The sequence below is a fragment of the Brevibacterium sp. FAM 24630 genome (assembly GCF_049804075.1).
Taxonomy (GTDB): Bacteria; Actinomycetota; Actinomycetes; order Actinomycetales; family Brevibacteriaceae; genus Brevibacterium.
In genome coordinates this window covers 118,819-144,192 of sequence record NZ_JBNBZD010000001.1, presented here as the reverse complement: position 1 = coordinate 144,192, position 25,374 = coordinate 118,819, and the positions used below count along the sequence as shown (strand labels likewise).

General features: G+C 64.7%; 23 protein-coding genes. 16 read left to right on the top strand and 7 right to left on the bottom strand.

Annotation, left to right across the window (positions count from 1 at the left end):
• The first annotated feature begins 106 nt into the window (after positions 1-106).
• The 4 genes from ACPUD7_RS00630 to ACPUD7_RS00615 all read left to right on the top strand — a co-directional run bounded on the left by ACPUD7_RS00630 (position 107) and on the right by ACPUD7_RS00615 (position 4,499).
• Positions 107-508, top strand: coding sequence for a YraN family protein (locus ACPUD7_RS00630; RefSeq protein ID WP_240689752.1), 402 nt, complete (start codon positions 107-109; stop codon positions 506-508).
• Positions 505-2,085, top strand: coding sequence for a YifB family Mg chelatase-like AAA ATPase (locus ACPUD7_RS00625; protein WP_240689750.1), 1,581 nt, complete (start codon positions 505-507; stop codon positions 2,083-2,085). The genes ACPUD7_RS00630 and ACPUD7_RS00625 overlap by 4 nt, the downstream gene beginning before the upstream one ends.
• Entirely contained in the window at positions 2,082-3,290 is a 1,209-nt protein-coding gene (gene dprA, locus ACPUD7_RS00620) for a DNA-processing protein DprA (protein WP_135539438.1), read from the top strand. The genes ACPUD7_RS00625 and dprA overlap by 4 nt, the downstream gene beginning before the upstream one ends.
• Positions 3,291-3,446: 156 nt before the next feature.
• Complete coding sequence (locus ACPUD7_RS00615) at positions 3,447-4,499, top strand: tyrosine recombinase XerC (RefSeq protein WP_135539436.1); 1,053 nt, start codon at positions 3,447-3,449, stop codon at positions 4,497-4,499.
• A gap of 37 nt (positions 4,500-4,536) precedes the next feature.
• Here the strand turns inward: ACPUD7_RS00615 and ACPUD7_RS00610 are convergent, their stop codons facing one another.
• The 5 genes from ACPUD7_RS00610 to ACPUD7_RS00590 form a co-directional block, all read right to left on the bottom strand.
• Positions 4,537-5,676, bottom strand: a complete 1,140-nt coding sequence (locus tag ACPUD7_RS00610) for a hypothetical protein (RefSeq protein ID WP_425118805.1) — start codon at positions 5,674-5,676, stop codon at positions 4,537-4,539.
• Positions 5,677-6,029: 353 nt separating this feature from the next.
• Entirely contained in the window at positions 6,030-6,656 is a 627-nt protein-coding gene (locus tag ACPUD7_RS00605) for a histidine phosphatase family protein (protein ID WP_193084465.1), read from the bottom strand.
• A 75-nt stretch (positions 6,657-6,731) separates the two neighbouring features.
• Complete coding sequence (locus ACPUD7_RS00600; protein ID WP_193084466.1) at positions 6,732-7,088, bottom strand: helix-turn-helix domain-containing protein; 357 nt, start codon at positions 7,086-7,088, stop codon at positions 6,732-6,734.
• Positions 7,085-8,203, bottom strand: coding sequence for a tyrosine-type recombinase/integrase (locus ACPUD7_RS00595; RefSeq protein WP_193084467.1), 1,119 nt, complete (start codon positions 8,201-8,203; stop codon positions 7,085-7,087). The genes ACPUD7_RS00600 and ACPUD7_RS00595 overlap by 4 nt, the downstream gene beginning before the upstream one ends.
• 142 nt (positions 8,204-8,345) lie before the next feature.
• A complete protein-coding gene (locus tag ACPUD7_RS00590) occupies positions 8,346-9,482 on the bottom strand; it encodes a D-alanyl-D-alanine carboxypeptidase family protein (protein WP_425118804.1) in 1,137 nt (378 codons plus the stop codon).
• Positions 9,483-10,070: 588 nt separating this feature from the next.
• Between ACPUD7_RS00590 and rpsB the strand changes: the two genes are divergently transcribed.
• The 9 genes from rpsB to ACPUD7_RS00545 all read left to right on the top strand — a co-directional run bounded on the left by rpsB (position 10,071) and on the right by ACPUD7_RS00545 (position 18,232).
• Positions 10,071-11,045, top strand: coding sequence for a 30S ribosomal protein S2 (rpsB, locus tag ACPUD7_RS00585; RefSeq protein ID WP_135539432.1), 975 nt, complete (start codon positions 10,071-10,073; stop codon positions 11,043-11,045).
• A gap of 33 nt (positions 11,046-11,078) precedes the next feature.
• Positions 11,079-11,906, top strand: coding sequence for a translation elongation factor Ts (gene tsf, locus ACPUD7_RS00580; protein WP_135539430.1), 828 nt, complete (start codon positions 11,079-11,081; stop codon positions 11,904-11,906).
• Between the two features lie 185 nt (positions 11,907-12,091).
• On the top strand, positions 12,092-12,844 hold the full coding sequence (gene pyrH, locus ACPUD7_RS00575) for a UMP kinase (RefSeq protein WP_135539682.1): 753 nt from the start codon (positions 12,092-12,094) through the stop codon (positions 12,842-12,844).
• A gap of 168 nt (positions 12,845-13,012) precedes the next feature.
• Complete coding sequence (frr, locus tag ACPUD7_RS00570) at positions 13,013-13,570, top strand: ribosome recycling factor (RefSeq protein ID WP_135539428.1); 558 nt, start codon at positions 13,013-13,015, stop codon at positions 13,568-13,570.
• Positions 13,570-14,592, top strand: a complete 1,023-nt coding sequence (locus ACPUD7_RS00565) for a phosphatidate cytidylyltransferase (RefSeq protein WP_135539426.1) — start codon at positions 13,570-13,572, stop codon at positions 14,590-14,592. Before frr ends, ACPUD7_RS00565 begins: the two co-directional genes overlap by 1 nt.
• A gap of 65 nt (positions 14,593-14,657) precedes the next feature.
• On the top strand, positions 14,658-15,962 hold the full coding sequence (gene rlmN / locus ACPUD7_RS00560) for a 23S rRNA (adenine(2503)-C(2))-methyltransferase RlmN (RefSeq protein ID WP_240689748.1): 1,305 nt from the start codon (positions 14,658-14,660) through the stop codon (positions 15,960-15,962).
• Between the two features lie 114 nt (positions 15,963-16,076).
• Positions 16,077-16,637 (top strand): DivIVA domain-containing protein, encoded by a 561-nt coding sequence (locus ACPUD7_RS00555; protein WP_425118803.1) that lies wholly within the window; start codon positions 16,077-16,079, stop codon positions 16,635-16,637.
• A complete protein-coding gene (locus ACPUD7_RS00550; RefSeq protein ID WP_425118802.1) occupies positions 16,630-17,316 on the top strand; it encodes a hypothetical protein in 687 nt (228 codons plus the stop codon). Before ACPUD7_RS00555 ends, ACPUD7_RS00550 begins: the two co-directional genes overlap by 8 nt.
• Positions 17,317-17,347: 31 nt before the next feature.
• Positions 17,348-18,232 carry a hypothetical protein gene (locus ACPUD7_RS00545; RefSeq protein WP_425118801.1) on the top strand — a complete coding sequence of 295 codons (885 nt, stop codon included), beginning with the start codon at positions 17,348-17,350 and terminating at the stop codon, positions 18,230-18,232.
• Positions 18,233-18,328: 96 nt separating this feature from the next.
• Here ACPUD7_RS00545 and ACPUD7_RS00540 read toward each other — a convergent pair whose 3' ends face one another.
• Positions 18,329-19,528, bottom strand: coding sequence for an acyl-CoA dehydrogenase family protein (locus ACPUD7_RS00540; protein ID WP_135539676.1), 1,200 nt, complete (start codon positions 19,526-19,528; stop codon positions 18,329-18,331).
• A 171-nt stretch (positions 19,529-19,699) separates the two neighbouring features.
• Between ACPUD7_RS00540 and dxr the strand changes: the two genes are divergently transcribed.
• Both dxr and ACPUD7_RS00530 read left to right on the top strand, forming a co-directional pair.
• Complete coding sequence (gene dxr / locus ACPUD7_RS00535) at positions 19,700-20,992, top strand: 1-deoxy-D-xylulose-5-phosphate reductoisomerase (RefSeq protein ID WP_135539420.1); 1,293 nt, start codon at positions 19,700-19,702, stop codon at positions 20,990-20,992.
• Complete coding sequence (locus tag ACPUD7_RS00530) at positions 20,989-22,497, top strand: M50 family metallopeptidase (RefSeq protein WP_425118800.1); 1,509 nt, start codon at positions 20,989-20,991, stop codon at positions 22,495-22,497. The genes dxr and ACPUD7_RS00530 overlap by 4 nt, the downstream gene beginning before the upstream one ends.
• A gap of 12 nt (positions 22,498-22,509) precedes the next feature.
• Here ACPUD7_RS00530 and ACPUD7_RS00525 read toward each other — a convergent pair whose 3' ends face one another.
• Complete coding sequence (locus ACPUD7_RS00525) at positions 22,510-23,949, bottom strand: serine hydrolase domain-containing protein (protein WP_425118799.1); 1,440 nt, start codon at positions 23,947-23,949, stop codon at positions 22,510-22,512.
• A 236-nt stretch (positions 23,950-24,185) separates the two neighbouring features.
• Here ACPUD7_RS00525 and ispG point away from each other — a divergent pair, with 236 nt between their 5' ends.
• The gene (gene ispG / locus ACPUD7_RS00520) at positions 24,186-25,337 is read left to right on the top strand and encodes a flavodoxin-dependent (E)-4-hydroxy-3-methylbut-2-enyl-diphosphate synthase (protein ID WP_135539415.1); all 1,152 of its coding nucleotides are present in this window, start codon (positions 24,186-24,188) and stop codon (positions 25,335-25,337) included.
• Positions 25,338-25,374 lie beyond the last annotated feature (37 nt).

Sequence of the window (25,374 nt, the reverse complement as noted above, 5' to 3'; positions counted from 1 at the left end):
TCATGCTCTGACTCCGGCGTGATTCGGCTGTGGACGGCCGTGCGGCTTCCACAGGCTCATTTCTCCCTCTTCTCGCCGCTCTCGTTGCCGTGGTCAGCTGGCCGACATGGCACAGACACGGGCAACTCGGCGAAAACGCACTGCGAAGGGCATGCGCAAGCAGGCTCTGGGCGACAGAGGAGAGGACCTCGCGGCGGCCTACCTCGAGCACGCCGGGCTCGTCATCGTCGAACGCAACTTCCGTTGTCCGCGCGGTGAACTCGACATCATCGCCCGAGACGGTGACACCGCCGTCTTCGTCGAGGTCAAGACCCGTCGCACCGCTGCCCTCGGATCACCGCTCGAAGCCGTCACGCGAGCCAAACTCACCCGCATCCGCATGCTCGCCGGAATCTGGCTGCGGGGGCAGAGCGAATACTTCCCCGCAGTCCGCATCGACGCGCTCGGCATCATCATCGAGCCGAGCATCCAGTATTTCCACTGCCCGAACATCCAGGTCGACTCATGACCGAGGCACCGGAAATGCGGGAACCCGGCACCGCTGAGCCGAAGGGCCACATCATCGGCCGCGCCTGCGCCGTGGCTCTGTGGGGACTGAGCGGAAAGATCGTGTCGATCGAAGCCAGCATCAGCGCCGGTCTGCCCGGAATCGACATCGTCGGACTGCCGGACACCTCGGTGAGCGAGTCACGCAAACGACTGCGTGCGGCCCTCGCCTTCCTCGGTGCCCCTGTGGCGACACAGCACCTGACGATCAACCTCACCCCGGGCACGGTGCCGAAGATCGGCACCGGCTTCGACCTCGGCATCGCCGTCGCCGTGCTCAAGGCCCTGGACCTCATCTCGAGCGAGGACACCGGGTCGATCATCCACTGCGGCGAGATCGGACTCGACGGCAGGATCCGACCCGTGACGGGAATTCTGCCCGCCCTGCACACCGGGATGCAGGCAGGCTTCGACCGGTTCGTCGTCCCCATCGGCAATGCCTCGGAAGCCTCTTTGCTCGGACGAGCCCGCACCCTCCCCGTCGCCTCCCTGGCCGAACTCGTCAACGCCTACGGCGGATCCATGGCCGTACCTCCTCTGCCCGCGGTGATCGACATGGACCGTCCCGTCCCCGTCACACCGGAACTCCACGACCTCGCCGAGGTGCAGGGCCAAGCCGAAGGGCGATTCGGACTCGAAGTCGCCGCCGCCGGAGGACACAACCTGCTCATGCGCGGCACACCCGGAGCCGGCAAGACACTGCTCGCCCAGTGCCTGCCCGGGATTCTGCCGGCTCTCAACGATGACGAAGCCGTCGAAGTCGCCACCGTACGGTCCCTGCGGGGAGAACTCGACGGCAGCGAGGGACTCGACCACCGACCCCCGTTCGAAGCACCCCACCACCGCAGCACCGCCTCGGCGCTCATCGGGGGACGTCGCCCCGGAACGGTCGGGATCCTCAGCCGCGCACACCGCGGGGTGCTGTTCATCGACGAAGCTCCGGAATTCTCCCGCGATGTGCTCGAAGCGCTGCGGCAGCCGATGGAATCCCGCCGCGTCCACATCCACCGGGCCTGGGGTTCCATGGTGCTGCCGGCGGCCTTCCAACTCATCATGGCCGCGAACCCGTGCCCCTGCGGAGTCGGAATGGCCGGGGCCGGAGCGGACTGCCGGTGCACCCCCTTGGACAAACGCCGCTATCGCAATCGCCTGTCCGGGCCGCTGCTCGACCGAGTCGACCTGCAGCTCGAACTCTTCCCCGTCTCTCCTGCAGACATCCGCCTCGGCGGGGGACAGGAGACCAGCGCCGTCGTGGCCGCACGTGTGCTCGAAGCCCGGAGGCGACAGACCGAACGCTTCGCCGACTGTTCCTGGCACCTCAATGCCGAAGCGCCCGGCACCTGGCTGCGCGACCACTTCGGTCTCAGCCCTGCGGCATTGACCGACCTCGACCGGGCACTCGACACGGGACGGATCACGATGCGCGGCTACGACCGGGTGCTGCGGGTCGCGACCACCCTGGCCGACCTCGACGGAAAACCGGGACCCGACCACGACGCGATGCGGATGGCGCTCGCCCTGAGGACGCAGGAGTCATGACCGTGAACACGAACGAGGAGGTCCGCGCGGCCATCGCCTCCCTGCTGCGCATCGGCGAACCCGGCGACGGTCTGCTCAAACGCCTCGTCGACGACATCGGACCGGTCGCCGCGCACACGATCGTCACCGTCGTCGGCCGAGGTGAGGCCACCGCGGATGAGGCGATGGCGGGGCTGAACTCCACCGGCGCCGAGGCGGCCACGCACGGGCAGATGCGCGAAGCCATCGAGAGGTGGGCAGTCCGCGCAGGCGACGAGGACGTTGCTGTCGCCGGGCGCGATCTCGACAAGATCGCACGACTCGGCGGTCGGCTCGTCATCCCCGGCGACGAAGAATGGCCGAGCATGCTCGACGACCTCGGTCCGGCCGCACCGTTGGGGCTGTGGGTGAGAGGCACTGTGAGCCTCACGCGCGCCCTCTCCCGCGCGGTCGCCGTCGTCGGAGCCCGGGCCGCGAGCAACTACGGCACCAAATGCGCCTCCGACCTCGCCTGGGATCTCGCCGCTCACGGGATCACCGTCGTCTCCGGTGGAGCGTTCGGCATCGACGCCGCCGCGCACCGGGCCGCCATCGCCCGCGAGGCACCGACGATCGCGTTCATGGCCGGGGGAGTCGACCGCTTCTATCCGGCCGCAAACGCCGATCTGTTCGAGCAGATCCTGGCCACCGGCGCGATCGTGTCCGAGACCGCTCCGGGGATGACCCCGATGCGCCACCGGTTCCTTCTGCGCAACCGACTCATCGCCGCCTCCGCACAGGTGAGCGTCATCGTCGAGGCCGGATGGCGAAGCGGAGCGCTCAACACGGCCCGTCATGCCCTCGAACTCTCCCGGCAGGTCGCTGCGTTCCCCGGATCGGTCTATTCGGCGTCATCGACCGGGGCCCACCGGCTCGTGCGTGAGCATGAGGCAGAACTCGTCACCTGCAGCGACGACGTCATCGCACTCATGGACGATCACGCTCCGGCGCTCTTCGACACCGACAGCGGTGCCTCTCAACGACCCGATCCGCTTGAGGACCTCGGGGAGAGGGAGAAGATCTGCCTCAATGCGCTGACCGTGTCGAAACCACTCGACGTCGGCACGATCGCCTCCCGGGCGGGACTGACCATCACAGGTGCGCTCAGCTCCCTGACCGTGCTCGACCTCGCCGGATTGGCCGAACGCCGCGACACCGGGTGGGTGAAGCTGCGCGTGCGGCGCTGATTCCTCGTGGGTGATTCCCCATAACCGTGCCGCGAGGCTTCACCGGCGTCTTCTCCATCGGTGAGTTCATCGTCGACGACCTCGATCCGATGGTGTCCGACCTGCCGCAGAGGCCAATCCTCACTCGCACGTGATCGCACACGTATCCTGGGGACTGTGAGCACACTGTCGACGGTCGCCGAAGTGGTGGCAGGCTATGCCGACCACCTGCGATCCCGTGACGTCTCCGAACACACCGCTCGCGCCTATGTCTCCGATGTCACCGATTTCCTCGACCACGCCGTGCACTCGTCGAAGCTGCGCCTCGGCAGGGCAGAGGAGAACTCCGGTTCGCCGAAGGCTGAGGGAAAGCGGATCGATCTGGCTGCCGTCGAACTCGATGATCTGCGATCATGGCTGATCGCCCTCGACGATGCCGGTGCCGCGAAGTCAACGGTGGCACGCAAGATCGCCGCCGTCCGCTCCTTCTTCGCCTTCGGCGTGAACAATCTGGGACTGCCGAACAACCCCGCGGCACGGCTGCGGACTCCGAAGAAGGACTCGCGCCTGCCCACGGTGCTCAAACCGCAGCAGGCCGCTGCCCTCGTCTCCGCCGCCGATCGGGACGATTCTCCGCCCGAAGCCTCCGCCGCCGACGGTTCAGCCTCGCCAGGATCGGGTTCTCAGCGATCCGCACGTGAGCGCAGCGACGATCCTCTCGAAGCCGCCAAACGTCTCCGTGATGCCGCGATCCTCGAAATGCTCTACGCGACCGCAGTGCGTGTCTCCGAACTCACCGGCCTCGACCGCCGCGACGTCGACCACCGGAAAGCGATGATCACAGTGCTCGGCAAAGGCGACAAGGAACGCCGAGTGCCCTTCGGCGCTCCGGCACAGACGGCGCTGAACGACTGGCTCGCCGCCCGCGATCTGTTCGCCGGGCCCAACAGCGGGGACGCTCTGTTCCTCGGGGTCCGCGGCGGACGCATCGGAGCCCGGCAGGTGCGCGAACTCGTCCACCGCTACGGTGCCGAGGATCCGAGCGCACCGGACATCGGGCCCCACGGGCTGCGGCACTCGGCGGCCACCCATATGCTCGACCGCGGGGCCGACCTCAGACAGATTCAGGAGCTGCTCGGCCACTCGACCATGAGCAGCACCCAGATCTACACTCACGTGTCGATGCAGCGTCTGCAGGAGACGTACCGCCGCGCCCATCCGCGGGCCTGAACACCAGCGCTATTTGCGTACCGGTGGGGTGTCATATTCAGATTGCATGAATTCCTCCTTTTTGGCCTGCCTCATCACGGTGCTGGATATATGCACTCCAGTCGCGGCCGGCTAACTTGGCCCATGCCGCCGCGTTCCTATCGGTGATCCCGAGTAGCCCAGCAAGCACGGGTGCAGGAATTCTGGCTGCGAGGTGAAACATGGAAGCCTTTCGACTCTCGTACGGCTTGATCCCGATCGCGGTAAGGTCCCGACGGAACACCTCGGTAACGAGATGACGACCGGGCTGGCCCCCGGGGAAGAGCCATCCCGGATCGCTGGTCTCGACCAGCCTGTCTGCACGGGTAGTCAGGTAGTTCCGTAGTAGGTCGTCAAGAATGGGTGGCATTTCAATTGGGTCATTGGCGAAAGTGACCAACACGTCGGTTTCGGTGGCATGGATCTGCTGAAGCCTCATTGCCACAATGCGATTGAGGGGCTGAGCAAACAGGAGGGTGAAAAGCCCGGCCAAACGAATATGAGCAGGATGGTGGTTCTCGTTCAGAAGTCGCTCGACATCCGACCAGTGTTGCTCAGTGCTGATAGTGACAGTTGCATTCGGCCACGGCTCACCAGACGCGGTCAAGTTTCTATTAACTCGAGTCTTTCTAGCCCAAGCGATGAATGAAGCAATCGTCTTGGTTCGGTTATAGCCGGGAGAGTTGCTGATGAGTTCTTCGAGGTCGACCTGTGTGGCATCCTCGATAGAGACTCCACGACGAGCTAGCAGCTCGCAGAACTCAATTGCTGCGCGAACCCGGATACGAGCAGAATTCGCAACCGCCTGCGTCAGTGTTCCGTTGCTCGCATGGCGGTGGAGGTTGCGCAGGATGTGCCATCGGGCATAACTGTTGATGGTAAAAGCACAGTCGGGTTCCAGTCTCGGGGCGATTTCGGTGTCGAGCCACGAGATGAAACGGTCGACATGTGGTTCCCACGGGCCGAGGATCCCGATCGAGACAAGCAGATTGCGCAGGTAGTCATTGGGTTTCGTCGGTGGCAATTGCCGAAAAGCAACATGGCTAATGGACGACTGCCCGCAGGCCATTTGTCTCAGGAGATCGGTGCTCGCTTGCGACTGGGAGACCCAGCGTAGTGGGGTGCGCGGGTCAACTGAATTAATCCAGTAGTCAAGCAACGGTCGCAACTGTTGATTGAGGTGGCCCGTGGCTGGGTCGGTCAGGAGCTCGGTGGCGCGGGTCGCCAGTGTGCACCGGGCGCACACCTTGCCATAAGGGTGAGATTCCTCCCCGCAATTGGGACATTCGAAGAGCGGTGGTGCTCCTGCACAAGTGGTGCACACGGCTTGTTTACCCAATGGGAAAGCGAGCACTCGGACCAGGCCACAAGTTGGGCATGGGGCTGGATGATTGCGACGGCGTTTCGTGCAAGGTCGACACATTTGCCATCCGGTGATGCGTTGGTCGATCGGTGTATCGGTGCGGCCACAGCCGATGCAAGGACTGAGACGGGTTTTCTGGGTCGATGAAGTCATGTCAGGTGAGACGTGTCGCCCAAGCTGACGACCTGTCGGTTATGGAAGAAATCGTCTTCCCTGAGAGTGGTGATGCTTCCGGAAGGCGCACGGAGATTGATGTATCCCAGCGATTCGAGTGGCATCTTGATCCAAGAGGCTACAACGAACGTGAGGGCGTATCCATGCGTCACGATGACTTGGTGTTCTGTCGGGCTTGCCAAGATGTCGTCCATGGCGGCGTACACACGATGGGCGAAGACACGGTTTGGTTCCGCCCCCACTACGCCTTCGTCATGGTTCAGGCGATCACCTGTGTGCGGTGGCGGAACGAACCGACTGTCCAGCCATGATTGGGGCCTTCCTTCTCCTTCGCCATACGATTTCTCACGCAACCTACGATCCAGAACTGACTCCGCCCCGAGCATCGCGGATATGTGGTCCGCAGTCTGAGCCGTGCGTTTCAAGTCCGAAGAGAACAAGTCGACTGTTGCATTTTCCGGAAGTTTCGACCGCAACGCTTGAGCAATCGCGACGGCGGCTTTGTGTCCGGCGAGTGTGAGTTCGGAGTCATGCCACCCACCGACCAAGTTTTCCACGTGGTGTGTTGCTTCGGGATGGGCGACGACGTGGATTGTGCGCATTTCCTGTGCCTTTCAGTTACGGGGAATGTGGGTCAAGGGGCGCTAGCAGTTACCTGACAGAGCGATAGCGCCAAGTCATAGGCCATCCGGGCGTCGGACAGTGGATCGAACTGGTCGGAGGTCGCCGATGCCCGCAGTACCGCTGGGCGACTGCGGCGCCGACATTTGGTCATAATTCAGTTCGAGGAGGTCGTTGGGTGTGCAGTCCAAGATGTCGCAGAGCGCGGCGAGCAACTCAACATTGATGCGTTGAGGGGTGCCAGTGACGACTTTGTAGATCATCTGCTTTGAGATATCGACGCCTCGTGCGGCAAGCGGTTCGACAAGGTCTGTGGTCTTGAACATGCCAGCAGAGGCCATGACCTGACGCAGATTCCACTGCAGAGAAACCTGCCGGCCCGGTGTCGGGAATTTGTTGCTTGCTGTATTCATTGTTGCCCTTCTTCGTTGTTGTAGACCCGGCGGAGAGCAGCCTGCAAAGTTTTGGTCTTGAAGTCGTTTGAAACTGAGGTGTAGATAGCAGTAGTCGAAGCATATGAGTGGCCGACTTGCTCGGTGACGAATCGTTCGGGGTAACCGAATTCGATGAGGTGGGTGACGTAAGAATGTCGAAGGCAGTGAAGCGTCAGTTCGTCTGGTAGCTCGGCTTCGCGCCGCAACCAGGCGAACCGTAGGTCCATGGTTCTCGGGTCAATGCGTCCGCCGCGTTCGGTTGGCCACAGTTCAACTCTTCTTTCAGCGTCGGTACCGAGGACCATGGGTCGTGCCTGTTCGACCCACTGGGTCAGTCCAGTCACGACCCAATCGAACTCAGGGACTGTGTGAACTGTGCGTCGTCGAGGAACTCCTCCGCGGACAGCTTTGCCGTAACGGACGTGGACTGCTCCGTACGTTCCCCATTGAGGCATATCAGGATTGGGTCGCAGATCAGCAATGTCAAGCATGCAGGCCTCGCGACGGCGTAGTCCATAGGCATAGATCGTTTTTACGATTTGGGAGTCGCGCAGTGCCGCCCACGCGCCTTTACGGCCCGAGGCTTTGACACGCTCGACTCGGGTATCGAGGAAGTCGAAGAGGTGCTGGATCTCGTCGTAAGTAAATGGGCGGCGGCCCGGGCGTCCCTCGTAGTCGGTGGTGTGAGCGACTGTGTTGTAGTCATGACAAACCTGTGACGGGATCTGATCGAATCGTTTCTGGCACTCTTCAATCCACCCGTAGCGGCCGTCGAGAAGATAGTCGCAAAACATACGAATCACAAAGTGATAGCCACGGATCGTTGATGGCGCAGCCTTCTTAGAACCCGACATCAACGACAGCGTGAAGTCTTCCATATCGCCGGGGGTCCAGGACCAGGGGTGGGATCCTGCGAACTCGTTGAAGCGGCGGATCAACGAGATTCGACTGTCCACGGTTTGGTTGCTTAAGGATCGGGATCGTAGTTGTCGCTGCCACCCAGCCACCATTGCGTTGAACACAGCTTCTGGTTCGTTAAGGTGGCGAACACCGGGTACGAGGACCAACTGGGCTGATCCAGGAACATCCATCATCAACACTCCAAATCGTCTATTTGAAGTAGAGATTAGCAACTTAAAGTAGAGATTGGAATAGACTGCTTGATGAGAAGCGCGTCGCGTTCTTCGTTCTGGAGCATTCGGCCGCCCAACGGACTCCAGGGACGCAACTTTAAGTTTATTCGTGACCATAGAACTCCCAGTGCCAGGGCTCGGGCAGCGAACCCGACTGCCTCGCCCACCCGGGATGGATCCATCCGAATTTCGGGGCATTGGCCCGCATCCACTGGTGCTGAGCGGTGCCGAAGGAATTGATGCCGCTGCCGAGATCGACCGCGAGAGCCCACCCGTGGTTCGACGTGCCCGGTGTGGCGGCCATCCGACCTTTCCGTCGTTTGAGGATCACCTGCGTGGCGTAGTCGCGATAGGCATCCGTGACCGAGATCGGTGATCCGAACCGAGCCGCGAACGCCAGCGACATCCGGTCGAAGGCGGCCTGCGCATCGCAGCGCAGCATCTGACCGGGCGCCGTCTTCAGCGGACACATCGCCGAGGCGGGAATCCGGCCGTTGCTGTGTCCGCCCCAGGCCCCGGCCCCCGACGTCGCCGAACCGCCACCGCCGGCCTTGGCCTCCTCATCCGGTTTCCGCGACAGCGGCAGCAGCAGGGACTGCTCCTGCCCGAAGAACCTGCTCGGATCGATATAGCGCTTCTTCGCCTCGTCCGGCCACGCCCCGATGTGCAGACACGACCGGTCGCAGTGGTCACCGGAGCCGATCGTGCCGATGCGCTCGCCGGCCGAGAACTCTTCGCCCTTCTTCAGCATTGTCGCCGCCGGTTGGAATGACAGCACATGCCCGGAGGCGGTGAGCACGCTGACGGTGGCCGTGCCTGCGACCGTGCCGGCGAAGCGGATGGTGCCCTTCGTCGGCGCCCGCAGCGGTTCTCCCTCGACCGCGAGCACATCGATTCCCCGGTGTCCCTTGAGCCAGGGCTTGTCGGGCGGGTCGAAAGCGTTGATGATCTCCATCGCGGGCACCGGGCTGACCCAGTTCTGTGCATCGGTCGCCGCTGAAGCACTCGGGGGAGACGTGGTGAAGATGAGTGCCGAGGCGAGGAGCGACGTCAGCAGCAGAGACCGGATCTGCCCGGAACTGGCGAACGACCACTCGGGGCGGTATGACCGTCGACGATGGTGGGGCCCGCCGGATGCACCGCGATAGTGGGACCGGCGGGTCCATCCTCGGCGGTGAAGCGGGTGGGTCCATCCTCGGCGGTGAAGCGGGTGATGCGGATCAGGGGAGACGAGGTTCATGCGCCCATAGAAGCCCCCGCCCCTCCACCGTGTCACCCTCCCAGAAGCCGCCTGTGGACACGTGTAGGCCGTCCCCAGGGCTCGGGAGGTGGAGTCGGGGCAGGGTCCACAGAAACAGGTGGTCGAGTGCCCGCGTGCGCACCCGCGTGCAGCCCTCTCCGGTCTGCGGACTTCAGGCACGAACCGCGCGCGACTGCCTGCAGGGCCGCGCACCGGAACCGTCCCAGGGGCGGTTCCCCTCCACACCCTGCGGCGCACGAGTCGGCGGGTTCGGGAGGCAGCCGAGCGCCGCCTCGGCGAGGGCGGACCTCGATTGGAAATGACTTGCCCAACCGGGATAGAATCGCGTCAGCAGAAGCATGTCTTCTGACTACGCGTATCCGAATTCTTCTCCTTCCCATGGTGCAAGCTGCCATCAGGTGTGCTTGTGGGGCGGACGAACCGGGTACCAGGAATCAACCGAAAATGTCATCGACGCTCCCCGTCGGTCGGATCGAAGCGATCCCTCACGGGTTTCGCATCGCGGAAGGACCGACGCGCGCGTGACGTAAAAGCACCCTCGGGTGCAACAGAAAGGAGGGCGTCGGCATGGCCGTCGTCACCATCCGCCAGCTGCTCGACAGCGGCGTACACTTTGGACACCAGACCCGTCGTTGGAACCCGAAGATGAAGCGCTTCATCTTCACCGAGCGCAACGGCATCTACATCATCGACCTGCAGAAGTCGCTGGGCTACATCGACTCAGCCTTCGAGTTCGTCAAGGAGACCGTGGCCCACGGCGGCACGATCCTCTTCGTCGGCACCAAGAAGCAGGCCCAGGAATCCATCGCCGAACAGGCCAAGCGCGTGGGTCAGCCCTTCGTCAACCAGCGTTGGCTCGGCGGCATGCTCACGAACTTCCAGACCATCTCGATGCGTCTGCGCCGCCTCAAGGAACTCGAAGAGATCGACTTCGACGATGTTGCAGGCTCCTCGCACACCAAGAAGGAACTGCTCATCCTTCGTCGCGAGAAGGACAAGCTCGAGAAGACCCTCGGCGGCATCCGCGACATGCAGCGCACCCCGTCGGCCGTCTGGATCGTCGACACCAAGAAGGAACACCTCGCCGTCGATGAGGCCAAGAAGCTGGGCATCCCGGTCATCGGCATCCTCGACACCAACTGCGACCCGGACGACGTCAACTACCCGATCCCGGGCAACGACGACGCCATCCGCTCGGTCTCGCTGCTGACCCGCGTGGTCGCCGACGCTGTCGCCGAGGGCCTCATCGCCCGTCACTCCTCGGACGAGCAGTCCGGTGAGAAGAACGTCTCCGCTGTCGAGCCCATGCCCGAATGGGAGCGCGAGCTGCTCGAAGGCAAGACCGAGGAGAAGCCCGCCGAGGCTGCTGCCGAGTCCGCTGAAGCCGCTCCTGCCGCTGAGGCCGAGACCGCTGCCGCAGCTCCTGCCGCCGAGGCTGAGACCGCTGCCGCAGCTCCCGCCGCCGAGACTGCTGAAGCTGAGACCGCTGAAGCCGCTCCGACCGCTGAAGCTGCCGACTCCACCGAGTCGACCGAGTCCTGATTTCCTTTAACTCCACCACCCTGAGGAGAAAGAATGGCAAACTACACTGCCGCTGACATCAAGGCACTGCGCGAGAAGACCGGCGCCGGCATGATGGACGTCAAGAAGGCTCTTGACGAGTCCGACGGCGACCAGGCCAAGGCTATGGAAGCTCTGCGCGTGAAGGGGCTCAAGGGAGCCACCAAGCGCGAAGGCCGCTCCACCTCCGACGGCCTCGTCGCCACGCACGTGGACGGCGGTGTCGGCACCATGATCGAACTCAACTCGGAGACCGACTTCGTCGCGAAGTCCGAGCCGTTCGTCAAGCTCGCCGACCAGGTCCTCGAGCTGGCCGTGGCCAACAAGTCGGAATCGGCCGAGTCGCTGCTCGCCGCCGAGACCGACGGCAAGCCCATCTCCCAGTTCATCACCGAGTCCGGTGCCACCCTGGGCGAGAAGGTCGACCTGCGTCGCGTGGGTCGCGTCGAAGGCGCCAAGGTCGCTTCCTACCTGCACCGCACCAACAAGGACCTGCCCCCGCAGGTCGGTGTGCTGCTGGCCTTCGAAGGTGACGACGAGACCGTGGCACACGATGTCGCCGTGCACATCGCTGCCATGAGCCCGAAGTACTTCTCCCGCGAAGACGTTCCCTCCGACATCGTCGAGAACGAACGCCGCATCGCCGAAGACACCGCGAAGAACGAAGGCAAGCCCGAGAAGGCTATGCCGAAGATCGTCGAAGGTCGCGTCAACGGCTTCTTCAAGGAGAACTGCCTGCTCGACCAGGGATTCGCCAAGGATCCCAAGCAGTCCGTGGCCGCGGTGCTCGAGGCTGCCGGCGTCAAGGCCACCGGCTTCCTGCGCTACCGCGTCGGAGCCTGAAACACCACTGACCGCTGAGCAGCCCCTGCGTCTGCTCGGCAGGTTCGCTGCGTGAGTGAGAACTCACCTGCGCAACGGGGTCGGACCGATCGGTCCGACCCCGTTTTTCGCTAGACTGGCCCAGACGACTCAACCGAATGACGATCCACCCGGGCATCGATCTGCCCGCACGGAAGAAGGACTCCATGACAAGCACCCCGGTTCACGAATCTGCTCACGTCAGCCATCCCGTCCGCACCCATCGCCGGCGCGTCCTGCTCAAACTCTCCGGTGAGGTCTTCGGCGGCGGTCGGATCGGCGTCGACCCGGATGTCGTGGCTGCGGTCGCCCGCGAAGTCGCCCCCACGGTCGAGGACGTCGAGGTCAGCATCGTCGTCGGCGGCGGCAACTTCTTCCGCGGCGCCGAACTGTCCCAGCGCGGCATGGACCGCACCCGCGCCGACTACATGGGCATGCTCGGCACCGTGATGAACTGCCTGGCACTGCAGGATTTCCTCGAACAGACCGGAGTCGACACCCGGGTCCAGACGGCGATCCCGATGTCCCAGGTCGCCGAGTCCTACATCCCCCGCCGCGCCATGCGGCACATGGAGAAGAACCGCGTCGTCATCTTCGGTGCCGGCGCTGGACTGCCCTATTTCTCCACCGACACCGTCGCCGCCCAGCGCGCCCTGGAAGTCCACGCCGATGAGGTGCTCATCGCGAAAAACGGCGTCGACGGGGTCTACACCGCCGACCCGAAGGTCGACCCGGCTGCTGAGAAGCTCACCGAGATCACCTACCAGGAAGCCCTGCAGCGCGGACTCAAAGTCGTCGACGCCACCGCCTTCAGCCTGTGCATGGACAACAAGCTGCCGATGCACGTCTTCGGCATGGAAGGCGAAGGCAATCTGCGCAAGGCGATCATGGGCGACAAGATCGGCACCGTCGTCCACTGAGATCCGCCGCCACCGAGGCGGTCACCCCTCCACAGAGGAGGCGCCGAGGCGGGCCCACCGTTTCGCATCCACGCAGGTGAGGACACCCCTGTGAAGATTCGGTGCGGCATTTTTCAGTCATGACCCATAGAATGAACCCAAAGCTTACAGAGATGGAAAGAGTGAACCGTGATTGAAGAGACACTGGCCGAAGCCAGAGAGAAGATGGACAAAGCCGTCGAATTCACGCAGGACGACTTCGCGTCGATCCGCACCGGCCGCGCCAACCCCGCACTGTTCGCCGACATCGAAATCGACTACTACGGTGCTGCGACCCCGCTGCAGCAGCTGGCATCGTTCCAGACCCCCGAGGCCCGCACGATCCTCGTGACCCCCTACGACAAGGGCACCCTGGGCGATATCGAGAACGCTCTGCGCAACTCGGACATCGGTGCGAACCCGGCCAACGACGGACATGTCATCCGCGTCGTCCTCCCGGAACTCACCGAGGAACGTCGCAAGGAATACGTCAAGATCGTCAAGGGCAAGGCCGAAGACGGCAAGGTCTCCATCCGCAACATCCGTCGCCACGCCAAGGATGTCCTCGAGCGCATCAAGAAGGACGGCGAGGCCGGCGAGGACGAGGTCACTCGCAGCATCTCGGAACTCGACGATCTGACGAAGAGCAAGGTCGACAACATCGACCAACTGCTCTCCCAGAAGGAAGCCGAACTCCTCGAGGTCTGATGATCTCCGTGACCGGGTCCGACAGCCCAGCCGCAGATCCGGCTCCCCTCGGGGAGCCGGATCACTCGCGCGACGCAGCACAATCAGAGGCGCCGTTCCCCAAACGACGGGACCTGCGCCACTCGGACAAGCCGTATTCGCCGGACGATCCGGATTCGAACCCGACCCCCGAGGCGGTCGAAGAGTCCGAAGAACCCGAACCGAAGGACTACGGTCGAGCCGGCCGCAACCTCCCCGCCGCCATCGGCATGGGCATGCTCATCGGCGGCGTCGTGCTCGCCTCCCTCGTGTTCCTGCCGATCTCGTTCCTCTTCATCGTCCTCATCGGCATCGTCGCTGCGATGTGGGAACTGGCGAATGCGCTTTCGCGTTCGGGTTCCCTCGTCTCCCGTGTGCCCACCATGGTCTCCGCGGCCTGCATGGTCGTGGCCACCTATATCGGCGGTCGTGAGGCCCTGTGGGTGACCTTCGCCGCCAGCGCCGGCGCGGTCATGCTGTTCACGATGGTCGAACGGCGGAAGAACGCGGTCAAAGACGTCTCGCTCTCCCTTTTCGCCCTCACCTACGTCGGCCTCATGGCCTGCTTCATCGTCTTCCTGCTCACCCAGCCCGACGGCAACTTCTACATCATCATCTTCCTCGCCTCCGTCGTCGCCTCCGACACCGGCGGCTACGTCTTCGGCGTGCTGTGGGGCAAGCACCCCATCGCACCGAGGATCTCGCCGAAGAAGTCCTGGGAGGGCTACCTCGGCTCCACGGTCTTCGCCGCGATCGTCGCGACCATCCTCGCCGTCACCCTCGTCGGTGCCCCGTTCTGGACCGGACTGGTCATCGGTGCGGTCATTCCCGCGTTCGCGACCCTCGGCGACTTCAGCGAATCGATGATCAAACGCGATCTCGAACTCAAGGACATGGGCACCCTGCTGCCCGGCCACGGCGGAGTGATGGACCGACTCGACTCGATCCTGCCCACCGCCCCCGTCGCCCTCGTCCTGTTCATGGTGCTGCCCGGCTACCTCTGAGCAGCGTTCACCGGCGTGGCGGCTCACACACGACAGTCCCGTGCCCGACATGAGACAATGGGTCCGTGAGTTCTCAAGCAGGCAGAAGGCAGACCAGGCCCGTCGTCGAACACGCCGACGGCACGACATCGAAGACCCCGATGCGCGATGGCCGTCCCCTTCTCAACTTCAAGTCCGCGCGGGTCAAGCAGCCTCCCCAGCACTTGGCCGACATGAGCATGGGCGAACGGGTCGAAGCGGTCAAGGAAATGGGCCTGCCGGCCTTCCGCGCCAAGCAGATCTCGACGCACTACTTCAGCCACTACGTCACCGACACCGAGGCGATGACCGACCTGCCCAAGGACAAGCGGGCTGAGATCCAGGAGCGGTTCTTCCCGCACCTGCTCACCGAGGTCCGTCGGCTGCGCACCGAGAACGGCGACACCATCAAATTCCTCTGGCGTCTCTTCGACGGCGCCCTCGTCGAGTCCGTCCTCATGCGCTACCGCAACCGGGTCACCCTGTGTGTGTCCAGCCAGTGCGGCTGCGGCATGAACTGCCCGTTCTGCGCGACCGGTCAGCAGGGGCTGACGCGCAACATGTCCACCGCCGAGATCGTCGAACAGGTCATCCGCGCCAACCAGGTCATCGCCGCCGGCGAACTCGCCGAGGCACCGAAGTCGGACATGCCGGGCACCGGCGAGACCGCGCTCGGCGCCGAAGCCGACGATGATGACGCGGCAGGGGAGTCCGCGTTCGACGGGGACGGCACGGCCGCCTCGGCGAGCGGACCCGAACGGGTCTCGAATATCGTCTTCATGGGCATGGGCGAGCCCCTGGCCAACTACAAGCGGGTGATGGACGCGGTTCGCCGGTTCGTCGGACCGGCACCGGAGGGCCTGGGCATGTCGGCCAGGCGGATCACGATCTCCACGGTCGGGCTGGTGCCGGGCATCAACAAGCTCGCCGCCGAGGACATCCCCGTGACCTTCGCGCTCAGCCTCCACGCACCCGATGATGAGCTGCGCGATGAGATGATTCCGGTCAACACCCGGTGGAAGGCCGATGAGGCCATCGACGCCGCCTTCAACTACTACCAGGTCACGGGGCGGCGCGTGAGCATCGAGTACGCGCTCATCAAGGACATGAACGATCACGTCTGGCGCGCCGAACTGCTCGCGAAGAAACTCAATGCGCGTGGCCGCGGCTGGGTGCACGTCAACCCGATTCCCCTCAACCCGACCCCCGGATCGGTGTGGACGGCCTCGGAACCGGAAGTCGCCGACGAATTCGTCCGCCGCCTCCTCGACCACGGCATTCCGACGACGATCCGCGATACCCGCGGCTCCGACATCGACGGTGCCTGCGGTCAGCTCGCCGCCGCCGACTGAGACACGGCCCGGTCGGAGACATCCGATGCCCGGCACGTACGTGCCGGCACGCAATTTCTGCGGCTTCCATCTATCATGGTGGAAACACCACAGCCACTCGCTTCTGGAGGAGACATGGCGGACACGACTTTCCCTCGGATGTCCGGTTGGAAGAACGGATACGACCCCAAGCAGGTCGACAGCTTCTTCAAGCGCGCCCGCGAGTCCTTCGAACGGCCGACCCCGCAGCCCGGGGACCTGGATTCGCGTGCCGTGCGCACGGTCGGCTTCGACCTCGTCCGCAAGGGCTATCATGTCGCCGTCGTCGATGCCGCACTCGACCGCCTCGAAGACGCCTTCGCCAAGCAGGCCCGCGACCGTCTCATCGCACAGTCCGGTCAGGACGCCTGGGTCTCCGAGCTCACCCGCGTCGCCGCGTCCCTGCGGGGCCGTCTGGTGCGTGAGGCCGGGGAACGCTTCGACAACCCGCCTCCCGGTGTTATCGGCTATGACATCGAGCAGGTCGATGACATGTGCGACAAGGTCAACTCCTACTTCACGCAGGGCGTGGCGATGAGCGTCGACCAGGTCCGCCGTGTGCTGTTCAAGACGGCGAAGGGCAAGAAGGCCTACAACGAGGACCAGGTCGATGCGTTCATCGACCGCGTCGTCGAGGTGATGGCCTCCGTTGACTGACTTCCACTTCTTCTCCGTTCCGACGAAGTCGCATCCCGGCACCCTCAACCCCGTCTACGAGATCCTCGACTTCCCGATCGCCATGGGGCAGGCCGACGACGTCGTCCTCACCGGTCCCGCACCGGAGAAACCGCTCGTCGACGGTCGTGAAGTCACCGACCCCCGGCTCATCAAGGCCCTGTCCGTGCCTGTCGAACTCGACCGCGCGGAGGTGCTCGACCGCAGTTCGAAACTCGCCGGGGTGCTGCGGGCCATGGGTGTGGTCCCGGAGTCCGGTGCCACGCTCACCGTCGCCGAGGATGTCCCACCGGTGGCGCGGGCGCTCAGTCTCCTCGCCGCCGCCCGGATCGGGCTGACCGTGGACCTGCGCGGCCCTGAAGGTTCCTCTGACGGTGTCGCGGGTGCCGGGGATGCGATCGTTCTGCACGCCATCGAAGCCGAACCGGTCGAACCGGGTCGGGCGTCGGTGCGGGTCACCCGCTCGCGGTTCGAAGGCGTGGGCGTGACCATCGGGGCCGAGACCGCGAACCTCGATCAGGCGATGCGCGACTCCCGGGTCGAATTCGCCGCACTCGTCCCGCTGACACCCGACCACATCCTTCTGCTCACGGACTCCGGCGAGATCGATGCCGAGTCGAGCCTCGAGTGGCTGCGCAACGAGGCCCTCTCTGCCTCGTAGGCCGCAGCACGATCCGCAGCTCGCACCGACCGTGGAGCGTCTGCGCGCCGCCGGCTGCGTCTTCGCCGAAGACGAAGCGGCGATTCTTCTCGAAGCGGCGCACCTCGGCGACCCGGACACGAAGCTCGTCGACCTCGTTGCACGACGGGTCGCGGGAGAACCGCTCGAACAGATCGTCGGCTGGGTCGATTTCGCCGGACTGCGCCTGAACGTGCTGCCCGGAATGTTCGTTCCCCGGCAGCGCACCCGCCAGCTGGCCGAGGCCACGGCGTCCGCGATCAGGGACGTGGCGCGCCGCCGCGGTGCAGGAGGAGCAGGCCCGGTGGTGCTCGAAGTCTTCTGCGGAGTCGGTCCCGTCGCCTCGGTCGCAGCCGCCGCAGTCACGGCCGCTTCGGTGCCGGACGTTCAGATCCATCTCGGTGATGTGCAGGCAGAGGCGGTGAGGTGCGCCGTGCGGAATGTGACAGCATCCTCGCAGGCCGGGGCGCCTGGGCAGCCGGGAGCGCTTGGGCAGTCAGGGATGTCTGGGCATGCGCCGCGGCCGGGGATCACCGTGCACGGACACACTCTCGACTGTCTGCACGGCCTGCCCGAGGCATTGCGGCACAGGTTCTCGGTCATCGCCGCCGTTCCACCCTATGTGCCCGAGACCGCCGCGGACTTCCTGCCCCGTGAAGCCGTGGACTTCGAACCGGCCCGTGCACTGTTCGCGGGTCCCGATGGGCTCGACCTCGTGCGACGTCTCATCATCGAATCCACTGACTGGCTCGCAGCCGACGGTGTGCTGCTCATCGAACTCGGCCGGGAACAGGCCGCGGACGCCGCCGAGTTCGCCACTGCCCATGGGATGCACGCTCACAGCCGCCTCGGCGAGGACGAACTGACGATCACGCTGGAACTGCGACCGGTGTCGTGAACGCGACACCGCCCGCCGAACCCCGAAGGGCCGGCGGGCGGCAGCGACACTGAGCGGCGGGAGCGCCGAGCTTGCGCAGAAGCCGGCGGCCCAACTTCAGTTGGCGAAGGCGTTGATTCCGGTCATCGTCCGACCCAGGGTGAGCTGGTGGACCTCATGCGTGCCTTCGTAGGTGAGCACGGTTTCGAGGTTGACCGCGTGACGCAGCGGCGGGTACTCGCTCGTGATGCCCGAACCGCCGAACAGGGCACGCAGGTCACGGCAGACGTTCATCGCGGTATCGACGTTGACCATCTTGCCGAGGCTGATCTGCTCCGGACGCACGCCCTTTTCGGAATCCTTGAGCTTGCCCAGGTGAGCGGCGAGCAGAGTGATCTGCGAATACTGGCCGAAGGCCTTCGCGAGCTTCTGCTGCGTGATCTGGAACGACGAGAGCGGACGGTCGAACTGGATCCGGGTTCCGGTGTACTCCAGCGCCGAGAGCAGCGCGTCACGAGCGGCGCCGGTGACACCGAAGACGATTCCGTAGCGAGCCTCGGACAGGCAGGACAGGGGGCCCTTGAGTCCCTTGGCCTTCGGCAGCATGGCATCTTCGGGCAGACGGACATTGTCGAGGACGATCTCACCGGTGATCGACGCCCGCAGCGAGATCTTGCGATGGATCTCCGGGGTCTGCACACCCTCCGTGTTCGACGGCACGACGAAACCGCGCACGACCTGCTTGCCCTTGTCGTCGACCTCTTCGGTCTTGGCCCACACGACCATGACATCGGAGACCGGGGAATTCGTGATCCACATCTTCGCGCCGTTGAGGACCCAATCGGACCCGTCCTTCTTCGCGGTCGTCTTCATCCCCGAAGGGTCGGAGCCGACATCGGGTTCGGTCAGTCCGAAGCAGCCGATGGCCTTGCCGGCGGCCATCTTCGGCAGCCATTCTTCCTTCTGCTCCTCGGAACCGAAGTGGTGGATGGCGAACATCGCCAGCGAGCCCTGCACGGACACGAGCGAGCGCAGACCGGAGTCGACGGCTTCGAGCTCACGACAGGCCAGACCGTACTGTGTGGCAGTCGATCCGCCGCAGCCGTAGCCGTCGAGGTGCATGCCGAGCAGACCGAGTTCGCCGAGACCCTCCGCGAGCTCACGGGCGGGGATGGTCGCGTCGAGGAAGTAGTCACCGATCTTCTCGCGAACGTTCTCGTCCAACCACTTCTTGACAATCGATGCGAATTCGAGGTCATCGGATTCGAAGACCGAATCCAGTCCAAGAATGTCGTCAGGGCTCAGCGTCTTGCTCATATCCATCTCTTTCGCCATTGATTCTTCTCACTCACTGTTTCACCGGATCGCGGTGGAAGACCAGCGCCGGCGAACCACAGCAGACACCTGCGGTTCATCGGGTGGGACACGAGCTGCCACGCGGGGTCGTGTCGAGTCATTTCCCAGAGAACTTTGGCATCATCGGTTGGCGTGAGTAAACGTAGCTTCATTGTAGTCGGCTCCACCGGTTCGGTCGGCACCCAGGCCCTCGATGTTCTCCGTGGACATCGGGACGAGCATCGGATCGTCGGCCTCGCCGCCGGATCCCAACTCGATCTGCTGGCCGACCAGGCGCTGACCTTCGGCGTTCCCGTCATCGGGCTCACGACCCCACCGGCCGGGGGAGAGGCCGAAGTGCGTGCGCGCCTGTCTGAGATGGCCGCGCAGCGAGGAATCGCCGATCCCGTCGAGGTCATCCACCTCGGCGACACCGCCGCCGAGGCGGTTGCGGGCCTGGACGCGGATATGATCCTCAACGCGATCACCGGTGCCGCCGGCCTGGGCACGACCCTGGCCGCCCTCGCCCAGGGCACCGATGTGGCTCTGGCGAACAAGGAATCCCTCATCATCGGCGGCTCCATCGTCCTCGACGCCGCCCGTGCCACCGGTGCCCGGCTCATTCCCGTCGACAGCGAGCATTCGGCGATCGCGCAGGCACTGCGCGCCGGCACCCACGGTGAGGTCAGCAAACTCATCATCACCGCCTCGGGCGGGCCCTTCCGCGGCATGACTCGCGATGCCCTGCGCCGTGTCAGCCCGGCACAGGCGCTCAACCATCCCACATGGTCGATGGGGTCGATGATCACCATCAACTCCGCGACTCTGGTCAACAAGGGCCTCGAAGTCATCGAAGCCCATCTGCTCTTCGACATCGACTTCGACCACATCGAAGTCGTCGTCCACCCGCAGTCCCACATCCACTCGATGGTCGAATTCAGCGACGCCTCGACGATCGCGCAGATCTCCCCGCCGGACATGCGACTGCCCATCTCCTACGCCCTGGGCACTGAGGACGATGGAACGACGAAACGTCTGTCCTCGGGCGCGGTGGCGAACAACTGGGGCCAGCCCATGCACTGGTCGTTCGAACCCGTCAACCATCTCGCGTTCCCGGCACTCGGCCTGTCCATCGATGCCGGGCGGAAGGGACGCAGCTATCCGGCGGTGCTCAACGCCGCCAACGAGGTGTTCGTAGCAGCGTTCATCGCCGGTGACATTCCGTTCACAGGAATCGACAAAGGCCTCGCCCGAGCCCTGGCCGCGCACGAACCGGCCGCCGCACACACCGTGGACACCGTGCTCGCAGCCGATGCTTGGGCCCGCGAGTTCGCCCACACCGACGTCGCAGAACAGAAGGCGGCCCAGAAGCCTGCGCGCGACTCCGCACGCGATTCTGCCCGGAATTCCGCGCACGACTCTGCAGGGAACGGGGGCCGCGCATGACCGTTGTGCTCTACATCGTCGGGATCATCCTCTTCCTCATCGGCATCTCGATCTCCATCGCCTTGCACGAACTCGGCCACCTCACCCCGGCGAAGAAGTTCGGGGTCAAGGTCACCCACTACATGGTTGGGTTCGGCCCGACCCTGTTCTCCTTCCGCAGGGGAGAGACCGAATACGGCATCAAAGCGTTCCCGCTCGGCGGGTTCATCGCGATGCCTGGCATGTACCCGCCTGCCGAAGCAACGACGCAGCGCGTCGACCGGGTCGGTGCTGTGGCTGCGGTCGACAGCGGCACGGGGACGGACGGTGAAGTCACGGCAACGGCGGGCCACCTCGGCGAGGGTGATTCCGACCTTCATCGGAGCGAGCCTCTCGACGGTGACTCACCACGTCGGAATCGGCGGAAGGGTCGCCTGTTTGAGAACACGATGGCTGATGCCCGGGAATTTTCGAATCAGGAGATCGAGCCGGGGGAAGAGCACCGGACGTTCTACGCGCTGAGCGTGCCAAGGCGGCTCGTTGTCATGTTCGCCGGACCCTTCGTCAACCTCGTCCTCGGCATCCTCATCATGGCGATCTCGCTGCTGGGCATCGGCGTGATGACGCCGACGACGACGGTGCAGACCGTCGTCGAATGCGCGGTGCCGGCCTCCGAGGCTCAGCAGCGTCCCGCGTCGGAGCAGAACACGTGCCGTGCCGATGACCAGCTCACCCCCGCCTGGGAGGCCGGGATCGAACCCGGCGATGAGATCACAGCGATCGCCGGTGTCGAGACGAAGGACTGGGACCAATTGTCTGCAGTCATCAAAGACCATGCCGGTGAGCGCGTTGACGTTGACTACATCCGCGACGGAAAGGCAGCGTCGGTGACGGTGCCGATCATCGCGACTGAACGTCCGAAGGTCGATGACTCCGGCAATGCGCTGATGAACGCCGACGGCACCCCGCAGACCGAGAGCCAGGGCTTCCTCGGCATCGGACCCGTGTTCGATCGCCAGCCTCTGCCGCTCGGCGAATTCCCCGGAGCCGTCTGGGACCAGGTCTCGGGAGTCTTCCACGCGATCGTCACCCTGCCGGTCAAGCTCGTCGACATCGGCGAGGTCGCGGTCGGGTCGAAGGACCGCGACGCCGAAGGGCTCGTCGGCATGGTCGGCGTCGGCCGCATCGCGGGTGAGATCGTGTCCACCGACCGCATCGACGTCATGAACAAGGCGCAGATGGGTCTGGGCATGCTCGGCTCGGTCAACATCTTCCTCTTCGCGTTCAACATGATCCCGCTGCTGCCGCTCGACGGCGGACACATCGCCGTCGGCCTCTACGAAGGCGCTCGCCGCCGCATCAATCGGTTGCGCGGTCGCGGACTGGTCGGACCCTTCGACACGGCGAAGCTGCTGCCGCTGACCTACGTGTGCATCGGACTCATGCTGTGCATGACGGCGCTGCTCATCTACGTCGACCTCGTCAAACCCATCACCCTCGACGCGATCTTCAACGCCGGCGGATAGGGGTGCAGGGCCTCAGGCGCTCAGGGTGATCGCCTGCACCTCACCGAGGTGGTTGAGCCCGACCGTGATCGTCACCGTCTGATCCGGTGCATCCGTCGCTGCTGCATCGCTGGTGCCCGTCGCTGTCCCGTTGCCCGGCACCGTGACCACTCCGCGCAGCGGGGAGACCATGGTCAGGTCCGCTTCGGTGAACGGGGCCGTGACCTGCTTGGTCGCCCGCCACCTTGTGAAGCGCTCCCGTCGTTCGTCCCGGGGTTCGTCGAGGTCCATGTTCATCGAGAACAGCTCATCGGCGATCGTGTCGTCGAATTGCGTGACGAGGTTCGCCGCGTCCAAGACCGTCTGAATCTGTGCGGACTTCGCCTCATAGCGGGGCACCGGCGCCGAGGTGGAGCTGCGGTCAAGAGCCAGGCCCGGCCTCCCAATGGCTGCCGCCCAACCGGCGTCGACGGCGTTCTGAACACTGCGCTGAGCCGGGTAGTACGTGGTGTTGCCGAGCACGACGATGCTCAACCCCAGGTCGGGGAACCAGCGCATGTGCGAGCCGTAGCCGGGATAGCCGCCCGAATGGCAGACCACTCGCCCGAAGCGCGAATCCAGCCGGGTCTCCAGGCCATACCCGTAGACCAGGGTCTCCGTATGGTGCTCGCTGCGCTGGGTCTCGATGAGCCGTCGGCCCTGCTGATTGCCGGTGAGAATGTGCGGAAGCGTTCCGGGCTCCGCATCGAGGTCGTCGAGCGCGTCGAGGTGGGCCGCCATCCACGTGCCGATGTCGCCCACCGTGGAGATCACGCCGCCGATGGGGGAGAAGACCCCGGGCCCGGTGAGCTCGGCCGGGTGAAGACCGCCGTCGGCATCGACTCGGAATCCCGGTGTCAGGTCCGGGAAGTCGGTGTGGTCGAAACCGGTGCGCGTGAGTCTCAGGGAATTGAAGACTTCCGCGCTCACGAGTTCGGTGAAGGGGCGTCCGGTGACCGCCTCGGCGACCATGCCGAGCACCGCATAGCCGAGGTTCGAATACTCGTAACCGGTGTCGGCGGGCGCTGTGGCGATCGCGCCGCGGCGCAGCCAGGCGATCAGCTCGTCCGGGGCCATCGGCTCCATCCGGTCGGCCCACGGATCGTCCTTCGTGAACCCGGTGCCCATGGTCAGAGCCTGCCGGCAGGTGCGGTCGGCGATCGCCGTGCCGGCCAGTTCGGGCACAAGCCGACCGAACGGCCGGTCGAGGTCGAGGCCGTCCGCGGCGAGGAGACCGATGGCGCCGGCGGTGAAGGACTTCGTCATCGACGCGATCCGGTACGGAACGTCGGCGTTGACGGCTCGTGCGGGGCCGCCTCGGCGAAAGATCCCCCAAGCCAGGGATCCACCCTGATCGGCCAGCGCGCTCGCCTCCGCATCCAGGGAGGCGGTCATCGCCTCGATGTCGGGTTCGGGGTATGCGCCTTCGCTCACGGGTCCGCTCCTTCACATTTCCGGCACAGTTCTGACAGGTCACTGTCACACTACCGGTCGGGCGGCAGACCGGAAGGGGCGGCTGGGACGGAATCGACCTTCGAACGCGCGACCGGGACTCGCCCAGAGGTCCTACAATGGACGTGGTTCGAACAATCCGGCCGCAGCGAGGCGCCACCTCGGCGTCGGCACCATCATCGTCGCTGGTCACCAGCCAGACGGAAGGGATCGTCTTCGTGACATCGGTGAATCTCGGAATGCCCGCCGCTCCACCTCCCGTGCTTCAGCCCCGGCGGAAGACCCGGCAGATCCAGGTCGGCAAGGTCGGGGTCGGATCCGAATCCCCGGTGAGCGTGCAGTCGATGACGACGACGCCGACGACCGACATCAACGCGACCCTGCAGCAGATCGCCGAACTCACCGCAGCCGGCTGCGACATCGTGCGTGTCGCCTGCCCGACGGCCGAGGATGCCGCGGCCCTGCCGATCATCGCCGGGAAGTCCCAGATCCCTGTCATCGCCGACATCCACTTCCAACCCAAGTACGTCTTCGCCGCGATCGACGCCGGATGTGCGGGAGTGCGCGTCAACCCGGGCAACATCCGGAAGTTCGACGATCAGGTGCGTGAGATCTCGAAGGCCGCCGCCGACGCCGGAGTGTCCATCCGCATCGGCGTCAACGCCGGTTCCCTGGACAGGCGACTCATGGACAAGTACGGCAAGGCCACCCCGGAAGCACTCGTCGAATCCGCGCTGTGGGAAGCCTCCCTGTTCGAAGAGCACGGGTTCTATGACTTCAAGATCTCCGTCAAGCACCACGACCCGGTGATCATGGTCCGTGCCTACGAACTGCTCGCCGAACGCGGGGACTGGCCGCTGCACTTGGGTGTGACCGAGGCAGGACCCGCCTTCCAGGGCACCATCAAGTCCGCGACCGCCTTCGGCCACCTGCTCGCCGAGGGCATCGGCGACACGATCCGCGTCTCCCTGTCCGCGCCTCCGGCCGAAGAGGTCAAGGTCGGCAACCAGATCCTCGAATCGCTCAACCTGCGCCCGCGCCGGCTCGAGATCGTCTCCTGCCCTTCGTGCGGTCGGGCTCAGGTCGACGTGTACACCCTCGCCGAGGAGGTCACCGCCGGGCTCGAAGGCATGGAAGTGCCGCTGCGCGTGGCGGTCATGGGCTGCGTGGTCAACGGCCCCGGTGAAGCCCGCGACGCCGACCTCGGAGTCGCCAGCGGAAACGGCAAGGGCCAGATCTTCGTCAAGGGGGAGGTCATCAAGACCGTGCCCGAATCCGAGATCGTCCAGACGCTCATCGAGGAGGCCAACCGGATCGCCGAGGATGCCACCGGGGACTCATCGGGCCCGCCTGCGGTCGTCGTCGGGTGAGTGCGATACCTTGAGTCGAACACGTTCATCATCCGGG

Excerpts from the sequence above, each read along its gene's own strand:
- ACPUD7_RS00630 (WP_240689752.1), top strand. The coding sequence starts at position 107 with ATGGCACAGACACGGGCAACTCGGCGAAAACGCACTGCGAAGGGCATG.
- ACPUD7_RS00625 (WP_240689750.1), top strand. The coding sequence starts at position 505 with ATGACCGAGGCACCGGAAATGCGGGAACCCGGCACCGCTGAGCCGAAG.
- dprA (WP_135539438.1), top strand. The coding sequence starts at position 2,082 with ATGACCGTGAACACGAACGAGGAGGTCCGCGCGGCCATCGCCTCCCTG.
- ACPUD7_RS00605 (WP_193084465.1), bottom strand. The coding sequence starts at position 6,656 with ATGCGCACAATCCACGTCGTCGCCCATCCCGAAGCAACACACCACGTG.
- ACPUD7_RS00600 (WP_193084466.1), bottom strand. The coding sequence starts at position 7,088 with ATGAATACAGCAAGCAACAAATTCCCGACACCGGGCCGGCAGGTTTCT.
- ACPUD7_RS00595 (WP_193084467.1), bottom strand. The coding sequence starts at position 8,203 with ATGATGGATGTTCCTGGATCAGCCCAGTTGGTCCTCGTACCCGGTGTT.
- ACPUD7_RS00590 (WP_425118804.1), bottom strand. The coding sequence starts at position 9,482 with ATGAACCTCGTCTCCCCTGATCCGCATCACCCGCTTCACCGCCGAGGA.
- rpsB (WP_135539432.1), top strand. The coding sequence starts at position 10,071 with ATGGCCGTCGTCACCATCCGCCAGCTGCTCGACAGCGGCGTACACTTT.
- tsf (WP_135539430.1), top strand. The coding sequence starts at position 11,079 with ATGGCAAACTACACTGCCGCTGACATCAAGGCACTGCGCGAGAAGACC.
- pyrH (WP_135539682.1), top strand. The coding sequence starts at position 12,092 with ATGACAAGCACCCCGGTTCACGAATCTGCTCACGTCAGCCATCCCGTC.
- ACPUD7_RS00565 (WP_135539426.1), top strand. The coding sequence starts at position 13,570 with ATGATCTCCGTGACCGGGTCCGACAGCCCAGCCGCAGATCCGGCTCCC.
- ACPUD7_RS00555 (WP_425118803.1), top strand. The coding sequence starts at position 16,077 with ATGGCGGACACGACTTTCCCTCGGATGTCCGGTTGGAAGAACGGATAC.
- ACPUD7_RS00540 (WP_135539676.1), bottom strand. The coding sequence starts at position 19,528 with ATGAGCAAGACGCTGAGCCCTGACGACATTCTTGGACTGGATTCGGTC.
- ACPUD7_RS00530 (WP_425118800.1), top strand. The coding sequence starts at position 20,989 with ATGACCGTTGTGCTCTACATCGTCGGGATCATCCTCTTCCTCATCGGC.